General features: G+C 33.0%; 8 protein-coding genes. All 8 read right to left on the bottom strand.

Annotation, left to right across the window (positions count from 1 at the left end; all coding sequences use genetic code 11):
- Window positions 1–4 precede the first annotated feature (4 nt).
- Window positions 5–2,560 carry a TonB-dependent receptor gene (locus tag N1F78_RS07300; RefSeq protein ID WP_406685517.1) on the bottom strand — a complete coding sequence of 852 codons (2,556 nt, stop codon included), beginning with the start codon at window positions 2,558–2,560 and terminating at the stop codon, window positions 5–7.
- 174 nt (window positions 2,561–2,734) lie between these two features.
- A complete protein-coding gene (gene pgi / locus N1F78_RS07295; RefSeq protein WP_406685516.1) occupies window positions 2,735–4,354 on the bottom strand; it encodes a glucose-6-phosphate isomerase in 1,620 nt (539 codons plus the stop codon).
- A gap of 3 nt (window positions 4,355–4,357) precedes the next feature.
- Entirely contained in the window at window positions 4,358–5,614 is a 1,257-nt protein-coding gene (locus tag N1F78_RS07290; RefSeq protein WP_406685515.1) for a peptidoglycan DD-metalloendopeptidase family protein, read from the bottom strand.
- 17 nt (window positions 5,615–5,631) lie between these two features.
- Complete coding sequence (locus N1F78_RS07285) at window positions 5,632–6,552, bottom strand: tryptophan 2,3-dioxygenase family protein (protein ID WP_406685676.1); 921 nt, start codon at window positions 6,550–6,552, stop codon at window positions 5,632–5,634.
- Window positions 6,553–6,555: 3 nt separating this feature from the next.
- Window positions 6,556–7,338, bottom strand: coding sequence for a DUF3108 domain-containing protein (locus N1F78_RS07280; protein WP_406685514.1), 783 nt, complete (start codon window positions 7,336–7,338; stop codon window positions 6,556–6,558).
- Between the two features lie 193 nt (window positions 7,339–7,531).
- Entirely contained in the window at window positions 7,532–8,692 is a 1,161-nt protein-coding gene (hppD, locus tag N1F78_RS07275; RefSeq protein WP_406685513.1) for a 4-hydroxyphenylpyruvate dioxygenase, read from the bottom strand.
- A 101-nt stretch (window positions 8,693–8,793) separates the two neighbouring features.
- Complete coding sequence (locus N1F78_RS07270; RefSeq protein ID WP_406685512.1) at window positions 8,794–9,951, bottom strand: homogentisate 1,2-dioxygenase; 1,158 nt, start codon at window positions 9,949–9,951, stop codon at window positions 8,794–8,796.
- Window positions 9,952–10,128: 177 nt separating this feature from the next.
- Window positions 10,129–12,375, bottom strand: a complete 2,247-nt coding sequence (locus N1F78_RS07265) for a patatin-like phospholipase family protein (RefSeq protein WP_406685511.1) — start codon at window positions 12,373–12,375, stop codon at window positions 10,129–10,131.
- Window positions 12,376–12,382: the final 7 nt, after the last annotated feature.

Genomic DNA, 12,382 nt, shown 5'->3' with positions numbered 1-12,382 from the left:
TTTTTTAAAAATTAAGTTTTGCTCCCACACTAAAAGTTCTTCCCAAACCGTACCAAACTAAGGCCGTATTGGCAGTAGATCCTGAACCATCTAAAGCATCAGAAATATATTCAGAATCAAAAACATTATTAATTCTACCCGTTAAAGATGCATCAAATGGACCAAATTTAAAATTGTGATTGATTACAGCATCAAATAATCCATAGGCTGGCATTTCCCATGCATCTGGTCCTACTTCACCTCTATCACTAGGGTCAAAATCAGCATAAATATTGTCATAGTAATTATAATCTAAAATAAGGTTTGTTTTAGGTGTTAAACTGTAGTTGACACCTAAGGCCATAGTAGTTTGAGCAGCATCAGCAACATGCAAATCTTTTATAAAAAGGTTTACGGTATCTACAACATTTTGCTCTTCATCAAGAATGCTCACATTTTCTACATTGCTATCCCATCTCCAATCACCAAGTGAAGCCATACCTGTTATCCTTAATTTATCTGATGCTCTGTAGATAAAATCAACTTCAATTCCTTGGTGAATTGCATTAACACCTAAAATATTTGCTGTTGCCTGTGTTCCATCTGGTTGTTGGAATGTTTCCGTTTCTGTTCTATCATTCCAAGTCGTTCTGTATAAATTAACATTAGCTGACAGTTTATCTCCTCTAAACCCATAGCCTAATTCATAACTTGTGATTTTTTGATTTTCGGCATCTGCATTAATATTGTCATTACTAAAGTTTAGGAAAACAGAATCAAATCCTGCAGCTTTTTCAAAATACCCCAAATTAACAAACACATTATGATTAGCATTAATTCTGTAGTTAGCACCTCCTTTAGCACCAAAACCAAAGAAATTATATCGATCTGTTTCTTGTAAAGGATCAGAATCTAGGTAATTAAAATAATCTATTCGTTTGTACGATGTATTAGAGGCATTTAAAGCAATAAACGTATTAAAGTTTTCATTTATATCATATTCTAACTGAGCAAAAGCTCCTAACCAACCAACTAAACCATCGTTATGGTAATCAGTTTTATCTCCTACACCTGCTGCAAATAAAGGGTTATTCTCATTATCATCGTTGATAATAAACTGCCCACCAAGCAAATCTGTTACTTCTCTAAAATGAATACCTTTATAATCTCTCCAGTCTAAACCAGCTAATAATACTAAATTATCTGATAAATCAGATTTTAATGTAGAAAGTACTCCATACCAGTTATGGTCATTACGAGAAGCCCTTAAGGCAGCTGATGAGCCAAGTGCGCCATTTGCAATATTTTCATCGACGATACGGTCAAAATCTAATGGACCGTTTTCACCAATTCTATATTCAGTACTTGTGAATTTTGAACGTCCGTCCAATCCATCTGCATCACTACCAAGCGTTCCGCCTCCTCCACCAGAGCCAAATGAGGCATAAGCAGCGGTTGATAATGTTGTGTTTTCACTAATATTCCAGTACCAATTTAATGACATTTGAGGTTTATGATAAAAATTGTCTTCAATATGTGTTACTTGACCATTTTTATAACCCCAGTCTCCATTATATTTTCTACCACGCTCACTATTTTTATAAGTTGCTATGGTGTGTCTGTTTTGTCTTTGTCCATGACGTTGTTTTGCTCCAAAGGCTGTAAAAGATAATTTATGATAATCATTAAGCTCTTTAGAAATATTAACAAAGTAAGACACCCCATTAAATTCTGTTCCATCAACATAACCATCTCCTTCAGTTTTAGAGGCAGAAACAGTAGCTGCAAATCCATTGTCCATCACACCTGTTGAATAAGTAAACCCAAACTTCTCATAACCATCATTTGCCAATGTAGTATAAACATTTCCTCCTTCTTCAACATCGGTTGTTTTTGAAATGATATTAATTGTTCCTCCAATTGAAGGCACGGCTACCCTTGCTGCACCTAAACCTCTTTGAACTTGCATGGAACTTGTTACATCACCTAACCCTGCCCAGTTAGACCAAAATACGCGTCCATTCTCCATATCATTTACTGGAACTCCATTAATCATAACGGCAACATTTTCCGAATTAAAACCCCTTAGGTTAATTCTACCATCACCATAACCACCTCCAGCTTTTGTTGCATAAACTCCTGGGGTTGACTTTAAGATTTCAGGAAACTCTTGCGTTCCCAATTTAAGTTCAATATCTTTCGCCTTTATAGTAGACACCGCAACTGGAGTCTTTCTATCTACAGCAACAGAAGCTATAATTTGAACTTCTTCTAAACCAAATTGACTTGATTCAAGTTCAATGGCTCCTAAATCAGTATTACCAGAAAAGGCAATAGTTTTTGAGTTGTATCCAATAAAGGATATCACAACCTCTCCAGATGATGATGTTACGTTTAATGTAAAGTTTCCATCAAAATCTGAAGTCACACCATTAGAGGTGTTTTTCTCAATAACATTTGCACCAGGAAGAGGTACATTAGTACCTGCTTCTACAATTGTTCCTGAGACCGTTTGAGCAAAAATTGTTGCGCTAAATAGCAAAGCCACAGTCAACAATAAAAATTGAGTAGTTTTTTTCATTTTCAGAAAGGTTAATTATTAATTAATTGAATTAGTCAGCGCAAAAATACATATAAAAACCCTAAAAATGTTATGCGTGCATTAATTTTAATTAACAATATCTTAATAAAAAAAGGCATGAATATTTAAATATTCATGCCTTTTTACTTTTTAAGTTATAAATAGTAAGCCTTTTTACCTCATGCTTTTATAATGCTTCAACAAGTTTGTTGTAGAAGAATCATGCTCTGTTATATCGGAGCTGTTAAACTCTTTTAAAATTTTTGAAGCCAGTTGTTTTCCTAATTCTACTCCAAATTGGTCATAACTAAAGATATTCCAAATAACACCCTGAACAAATATTTTGTGTTCATACATGGCGATTAGCTTCCCTAAACTCTCTGGAGATAACTTATCAATGTAAATTGTGTTTGTTGGTTTGTTTCCTTCAAATATTTTAAATGGAATAATATCTGTATTAGTTCCTTCAGCAACAACCTGCTCTTCTGTTTTCCCATTTAAAAGCGCCTCTGTTTGCGCTAAAAAGTTAGAAGTTAATTTATCTTGATGATCTTGGTTGCCATGTAAAGACTTTGCAAACCCAATAAAATCAGCAGGAATTAATTTGGTTCCTTGGTGAATTAATTGAAAAAAGGCATGTTGTGAGTTTGTACCCGGCTCACCCCATATTAAGGTTCCGGTTTCATAGTCAATAGGATTTCCATTTCTATCAACACTTTTACCATTGCTTTCCATGATTCCTTGTTGCAAGTATGTTGCAAACTGATTTAAATATTGCGAATAGGCAATAACAGCTTCACTTTCAGCCTTGAAAAAATTATTATACCAAATGCTTATTAAGCCTAACACTACCGGAATATTAGATTCAAAATCTTCATTCTTAAAATGCTCATCCATTTTATGAGCTCCTTCTAATAGGCTAGCATAATTCTCATAACCCACTGCTAAACTAATTGATAGTCCAACTGCACTCCATAGAGAGAAACGACCTCCTACCCAATCCCACATTGGGAAAATATTATTAGGATCGATACCAAAACCTTCAACAGCTTCTATATTTGTTGAAACTGCTACAAAGTGTTTGGCAATATCTTCTTGCGAAGCCGATTGCAAAAACCAATTTTTTAAAGTATTTGCATTTGACAGTGTTTCTTGGGTAGTAAATGTTTTAGAAACCACTACAAATAAGGTAGTTTCTGGATCAAGCTTTTTTATAACTTCATTTACATGATCACCATCAACATTACTTACAAAATAAGTAGTTAAATGATTTTTATAATACTGAAGTGAATCTACAACCATAGCTGGCCCTAAATCTGAACCTCCAATACCTATATTTACAACATGAGTAAAAGGTTTTCCTGAATACCCTTTTCTACCTCCATTTACTACTTCATTTGTAAAAGCTTCTATCTTACGCTTAACTTTGTAGACTTCTGGAATTACATTTTCACCATCAACCTCAACAACCGTAGATTCTGGAGCTCTTAATGCAGAATGCAAAACTGCTCTTCCCTCTGTTTGGTTAATAATTTCGCCAGAAAACTGACTTTGTATAGCCTCTTTAAGTTTAACATCATCAGCTAATTCCAATAAATAATTAAATGTTTCTTCTGTTATTCTATTCTTAGAATAGTCTACATAGAAATCATCCCATTTAATAGTGTATTTATTTGCTCTATCACTGTCTTGAGCAAACAAATCTTTCATATGTAAATTGCTTATTTTATTATAATGTTCTTGAAGTTTTTTCCAAGAATTTGTAGCGGTTGGATTAATTGTTGGTAATGACATAATTTAAAAATTCTGTGTAATAAGGTTTTCTTTTAAGTTTTCTTCTACAACTTCCTCATCAAAGGGAATGCTATCTAATTGTATTTTTACAGGTTTAATAAACTCTAAATATTTTACTTTTAATGAATCTGAAATAGGTTTTGCTTCAGGTAGTTTTTGCTTAAAAGGATCAACCTGCCTGCCATTAACCCAAAAACGATAACATACATGTGGTCCTCCTGTATTTCCTGTCATTCCTACCCAACCAATAACATCACCTTGCTTTACAAACTGCCCCACTTTAACCTTGCGTTTTTTCATGTGCAGATATTGGGTTTCATAGGTAGCATTATGTCTGATTTTTACATAATTACCATTACCACCTCTTCGCTCAGATTTGGTAACCGTTCCATTGGCAGTTGCCATAATTGGGGTTCCTATTGGAGCAGCAAAATCGGTACCCTTGTGTGCACGCACTTTATAGCCATAAACCGCAATTCTACGTCTTAAATTATAACGAGATGAAATTCTACTAAACTTTACAGGAGCTTTTAAAAAGGCGCGCCTTAAGTTTTTTGCTTCTTCACTAAAATAATCTATAATACCTTTTACAGAATCTGTTTCAAATTGAAAGGCATAAAAAGGTTCCTTATTATGTTCAAAATAGGCTGCTTTTACATCGTGAATACCTCCATAAATTGAATCATCAATGTACTTATCAGTATATATAACTTTAAATCTATCGCCTTTTTGTAAACGTCTAAAGTCAATAGTCCAAGCATAAATATCATCAGCCAATTTATTAGTTAAAACAGCGCTTACACCCTTTTGGTCCAGAGTTTCAGAAATACTACTTGTAATAACACCAGTAACTGTTTTCTCAACGTAGGTTATTGGCTTCCTACTTTTAAAAGCGTGAATTGAATCTTTAAAATTTATTACCACATATTCTTCCTTATTGGGTTGATAAATAAATGATTCTGGTAATTCTAAAGAATCTTTTGAGCAAAGAATTGCATAGGGTTTTCCTGCTTGAAAAAATCTAGCTATATTATAAGTTTCCTTCGTTTTTTCAGCAATATGATATATTTTAGGATAGCCTATTTTGTTTTGTTCCAAAATTTGCCCGAAACTTTCTCCAGATTTTACTGTATCTCTTTTAACAACATAGTCGTTTAAATTGAACCCGAACTCATAAACATCTTTTGGTTCTTCAACAATTGCTACGTCTTTTTCTAGAACTTCCTTTTTATCTTCTTTACAACTAATAAAGAAGACCATTAAAAAGCTTAATACGATTAAATATTTGTTCCCCAATCTTCTATTTCTTGTTTTGTCCATAACTCTGGAAAAAATATCCTTTTTTGATACTTTGGATGCATGTATTTCACCCACTCACTTCCTCCTGTTGCCTCTGCGGTTTCACCTCCAATATTCAGGTAATGGTTAGCCGTATTATAATGTGCCATTACCCACTTGATATTAACTGTGTAATCATAGTGACGCATTGCTTTTATAAGAGCTTCATTTTCTTGAGCCTCCTTTGGTAAGTTTTTAAATTTTGACCAAAGGTTATTTCTATAATAAAACTTAGTAAATCTAATAAACTCTTCTTTATATTTTTCTTCAAAAACTGTTAAAGTATAGGTTTTTTTACCAGTTTTATAATCCTTCCCCGCTGCCTGCCAATACAAATGTTCAAAAGCATTTTCATAAGACGAATTTCTATCTATTGTTTCTCTAAACCTTTTATCTATAAGATTTATTAATTCTGTAGAAGCAAATTCAATTTTTCTATATTGAGCACTTTGAAACCCGCTAGCTGGCACCAAAGTTTGTCTGAATTTATTGTATTGATCTACATCCATTCCATCCTTCATTATACTAAAAGAGGAGGTAAGCACATCAAAATAACGACTAATACGCATTATTTTATCTGTGAAAGTTACTGTATTAATGGCATCATTTTTTGCCACTTGCTCTATTTCTGAAAGTATCATTTTAAAAAGAAGTTCAGTAACCTGATGATACATGATAAACACATTTTCATCTGGAAATTCCGTTCGAGGTAATTGTAAATTTAATAAGGCGTCAGTTTGAATATAATCCCAATAAGTAATAGGCTTACTATACAATAAACCTTCTAAATGATCTTCTAAATCTTGGTCTATTTGTTGGTATTTAACTTTAAGTTGGTTGGTAATTTCTTTGTTCAAAATCTCTTAATTGTTCACAATGATTTTAAAAGGATGTTTAAGCCCTTTAAATTCCTCAAGATCCGCTCTTAAAGAACCTACAGCTAAATCTGCTTTGATACGCAAAGGTACTTTATTTTTGTCTTTTGATACCCAAACCGTTAAACTTTCTTCCTCTTTAAACACCCTACCTGCCAGTACATGAGGCCTAAACTTTAATGCCTCTACTTCTCCAAAATCCGTATCAATGATTTCCTCTCCAAGAAATTCCAATTTAAACCCATAACTCTCTTTATCATAAAACATATCCATTGTAACGGCATCTCCAATTTTTAAAGAGTCTGTTTTAATATTATTTCTTAAATAATAAAATGTAGACACCATATCTTGAATATTTGGTTTGACATCTACAACCGTTTTAGTGTTATGTTTCTTGTCATTTATATGAGCCTTATTCTTTAAATGATCAAACTGAATTTCTAAATCTTTCGTATAACCCCCTTCATTAATATCCCTTATAAATTTATATGGTAAAGTAGTTTCTTTATCAAAATAACTTTCATATCGATCTTCTACTTTAAAAAACCACTTAATCATGCCTGTAGTCCAACCTTTACCTACTACGTGATATACGTCTTTGCTTTCTAATTTAGAATCTTTAACAGTAAGAGTTGCATTTCCTGCCTTTAAAAAGCCACTATAACTCATTTTAAACTTAAACCACTCGCCATCTCCAAATGCAGATTCTTGCTGTGAGAAAGACATTTGCGCAATACAAATTGCTATTATTATAAGTAGTATTTTTTTCATTTTTCTTTTGGGTTATGTAATTAACTTCTTAAATACAATTATATTATTATACTAAAGAAATTACAATTACTATTCCAAAAATATAAAAAAACTTCGGACGCCCTTTATCAATAAGAAGTTCTTAACAAGAATTTGTTACATAAAATTCGATAATTAAGGTTGAATTACCTCTTTATTTCTAATCAGAAATACACTATAGTGTCCCTCTTTTTTCTTGTTCTCTTTCAATAGATTCAAAAAGCGCTTTAAAATTTCCAGCCCCAAAACCTTTAGCCCCCATACGTTGAATTATTTCAAAGAAAAGAGTCGGTCTATCTTCAACTGGCTTTGTGAAAATCTGCAACAAATAACCCTCTTCATCCGCATCAATCATAATACCAAGACCTTTTAAGGTTTCAATATCTTCTCTTAATTCATGATTATGAGATAATAAACGTTCAGGAACCGCCTCATAATAGGCATCGGGTGGTGTTGATAAAAACTCTACACCTCTAGAGCGCATACCCTCTATTGTTAAAATAATGTCATCTGTAGCCACAGCTATATGCTGCACACCAGCGCCTTCATAAAAATCCAAATACTCCTCAATCTGCGACCTCTTTTTACCTTCAGCGGGCTCATTTATGGGAAACTTGATGCGTCCGTTACCATTACTCATTACTTTACTCATTAAAGCTGAATATTCGGTATGGATTTGCTTATCATCAAAAGACAAGAAATTTTCAAAACCCATAACATCTTCATACCATTTTACCCAAGTATTCATTTGACCCCAACCAACATTTCCAACCATATGATCTACATACTTTAAACCAAGTGGCACTGGATTATAGTCAGACTTCCATTTTTCAAACCCTGGCATAAATACACCGTTATAGTTTTTCCGTTCAACAAACATATGTACTGTTTCTCCGTAGGTATAAATCCCTGCTCTTACCACCTCTCCGTGTTCATCTTTTTCAACAACTGGTTCCATGTATGATTTTGCTCCTCTACTGGTAGTTTCTTCATATGCTTTTCTAGCATCTTCTACCCAAAGTGCAATTACTTTCACACCATCACCATGTTTGACTATATGATTATTTATGGAGTGGCTAGAATTAAGTGGTGTAGTTAACATCAATTTTATTTTATCTTGTTTCAAAACATAAGACACCGTGTCTTTACTTCCTGTTTCTAACCCTCTATAGGCAAAAGATTGAAACCCAAATGCTGTTTTATAAAAATGTGCTGCTTGTTTGGCATTACCAACATATAGCTCTACATAATCCGTTCCTAAAAGAGGCAAAAAGTCTTGCGCTCCCTCAAATATTTTTTCTAAACCGTAGTTTACTGAATTTATTTCTTTACTCATGATTTTATTTTTTAGCCCCATTTAAGGTATTAGCTGAACCTCATTTTTATTATAAAATAAAATTTACGACTACCTAAAGCAGGAAATTGCTTCTTATAAATTTATTCTAGCCAAGATTTGTGGTAATCTTCATCTGCAATTTTCATGGCTTCTTCTGTAACCATTAATGGCTTAAAAGTGTCTACCATTACGGCAAGCTCATCGGTTTTCACCTGACCAATACTCCGTTCTGTAGCTCCTGGATGTGGCCCATGAGGGATACCTGCTGGATGCAATGAAATATGCCCCGCTTCAATATCGTTACGGCTCATGAAATCGCCATCAACGTAATACAAAACCTCATCTGAATCTATGTTGCTATGATTATATGGTGCCGGAATTGCTTGTGGGTGATAATCATACAAACGCGGCACAAAACTGCATACTACAAAGGCATCTGTCTCAAAGGTTTGATGCACAGGTGGCGGTTGATGAACACGACCCGTAATAGGCTCAAAGTCATGGATTGAAAAGGCATACGGATAATTATACCCATCGTATCCAATAACGTCAAATGGATGGGAGGCGTAAACCATTTCTATAATTTCACCTTGTTTTTTAACTTTAATGAGGAAATCACCATTTTCATTATAAGTTTCTAATTCTTGTGGCTGACGAATATCACGTTCACAAAAGGGAGAATGCTCTAAAAGTTGACCAAACCAATTACGATAACGCTTAGGGGTGTATATAGGCCGGTGAGATTCTACAATGAAAAGTCTGTTGTCTTCGGTATCGAATTCAATTTTATAAATAACCCCTCTTGGAACCAGTAAGTAATCGCCATACTTAAAATCTAGATTTCCTAACATAGTGCGCAATTTCCCTGTTCCTTTATGAACGAAAATTAGCTCATCGGCATCCGTGTTTTTATAAAAATAATCTTTTGTTGAAAGCCTAGGTGCCGATAAAATTATAGCACAGTCTGAATTTACTAAAACTGTTTTCCTGCTATCTAAAAAATCGTTTTCCGGTGTAATTTGAAAACCTTTAAGACGATACGATTTTATGTTGTTTTTTAAAGCTATTTTAGGAGCTACACTATATTGGTTTCTAATTTCTTTTACCTGTGTAGGGCGTTGTTCATGATAACTATTAGTAGACATACCATCAAATCCAATGGTACCAAATAACTGTTCATAATACAAACTACCATCTGGCTTTTTAAACTGAATGTGTCTTTTATGTGGAATACTTCCTAATTTATGATAAAAAGGCATATTGCTATTTTTAAATGTGAAAAACTATTAGCTAAAGCTGTAAAACTTTAACTTTCAACTACATATAAATATACGAAAATGCCAGCTTATTCAGGATTCCTCTTGATAAGATAGTGGAGAAATTGTAATAAGTCTAGAAAGAAAAACTTCATAACCACACAAATATCGGAAAAATTATTAAAACCAAAATCCTAGATTAACAAACCAGAAGGTTTTTCCAGATTCTGGAGAATAACTGTATTTTGCCTGAATAGGGCCGATAAAAGTATCAATACCATACCCCAAAGCATAACCTCTATAATCTGGAAGTGTAAACCATTCACCTGTATCAAAAATATTATCGTCTACATTAGCCCAATTAGCTTCTATGGTTAGGTAGTGTTTTTTAAAAACCTCATAATTAGCACTAGCCGAAGCCATTACATAACTATTGCCCGTTAATGAAATAAAATCATACCCTATAAACGGAATAAAATTGTTTATTAAATTATTGCCGTATCCGCCTAAAGCAAAATCTAAAGTCTGGGTAGATTTATCTCCTAATTTAAACCCTCCACTAGTTTTTAGATTAATTGCTAATTTATCTGATGTACTAAAGGCATACCCTAAATCTGCTTTAGCTATTGAGAAAGCTTCAAACTCAGTATTAAAATGAGATGCGTATAGATATGTATGTATATCACCATTAAAATACACTCCTTTCTTAGGAAAATACTTATCGTCATAAGTATCTAATTTTAAGTTACTAAAAAGGCTTACATAATCTGTATTTTCAAAAACAAAATCCTCATCTTCTTCTTCTGTTGCCAAAGTTTCTGAAGAAATTTCTAAACGTTTATGCTCTAGACCTAAACTAAGTGCAAAATCTTTTCTGAATAATGTTTGTAAATAAAATTGATTAGTTTGATCTTGTAATTCTACATCAATTTTATTTAAACCTACGGCATCAAATTCTGTATCATCTAATATCAATTGTGCACTAATATTTTTGTGAAAATTGTTAAATCTAGACCTAAGACCCACACTCCAATAGAAGCCTTTATCAATTAAGTATTCAAAATTATACCTAACATTATCACCTAAAACAACATCTAAAGAAGCTATATCATTATTAAACAACAACCTTTTTGTTGTAATATTTACTAATGCTCCACTTTTATATAAATTATCATAATGTACGCCTAGTTTTAAAAAGGTTCTTGTTTCAGCTTCCTTTAAATTAGCGTGAAAATCATAGCCCTCAATACTTTCTGAAGTTTTTAATTCGTACTCAAAAGAGTCGAAATTATTGGTAGCCACTAAACTGTTTATTCCTTTTCTAAGATTTGAATACCCAATCTTTTTATTACTCTTAAGCTTCAATTTTCCTAAGGTATAAGACCGTGTGTATTTTTTAAGCCCATTAATTACTATCTTATTTATTACAATACTATCTTGAGTGTATGGTCTTAAATTATGTCTTAAGGTTTCTTTAGATTTATTTCTTAATAATACATTTAATTCTTCTGTTTTTTCAATTCCAGCTAATCTCCCTAACTCTACTAGCTGATTAACAGCATCAAAAGACACTAAGTTGTAATCTTTAATATTAGGTTTAATGTAAATATCTGTTTTTCCCGATTTCACTTCCATATCCTTTATGGTTCTGAAGTTACTTATTTGAAGTAATACCTCTGGTGCAGATTTTAACTCTTCTCTACCCATAAGTCCATCTTGAACATCAACCCCAATAATAACATCCATTCCCTTTGCTCTTAACTCATCTATAGGGTAGTTATTAACCACCCCGCCATCAATAAAGATATAATCACCTATTGTTACAGGTTGAAACAAAGTAGGTAATGCACCGCTAGCCATAACACTTTGCGTTAGGTTGCCTTTTTCAAGTATTACCTGTTTACCAGTTTCCATATTAGTTGCAATACAGAAAAACGGAATTGGCAGTTTACTAAAATCATCTACTTCATTAACATGAAGCAATAGTTTTAACAATAAATCATAAGCATTTTGACCTCTAGATAATGCCGAAGGCAACTTTATTCTAAAATCGTTAAAAGGTAATTTTACGGCATATTTTTCATCATTTGCTCGTTCAAAAAAGTCTTTTGAGGCTCTTGGCAAATTATCTGTAATGATATTATCAAAATCTGCATATTTAAAGATAGAATCTAATTGTTTTCCAGAATACCCAGAAGCATATAGCGCTCCAATAATAGCGCCCATACTAGTTCCACCTACATAATCAATTTTAACTTCTAAACTATCAATTACTTTAAGTGCACCAATATGTGCTAGTCCCTTAGCACCACCACCACTAAGCACTAAACCAACTTTTTGCTCGTTATTTCCAGACGTGTTTGTTTGCGCTTTCGCTGAAATGAAAACAAATAAAACAAGGATTGATATGATAAGATTTCGATTCAATTCTATT

Origin of the sequence: Seonamhaeicola sp. MEBiC01930 (assembly GCF_045277075.1) — a bacterium.
Classification (GTDB): Bacteria; Bacteroidota; Bacteroidia; order Flavobacteriales; family Flavobacteriaceae; genus Seonamhaeicola.
Note: the sequence above shows the minus strand (reverse complement) of the source record. Positions and strands in the feature narration are given on the sequence as shown.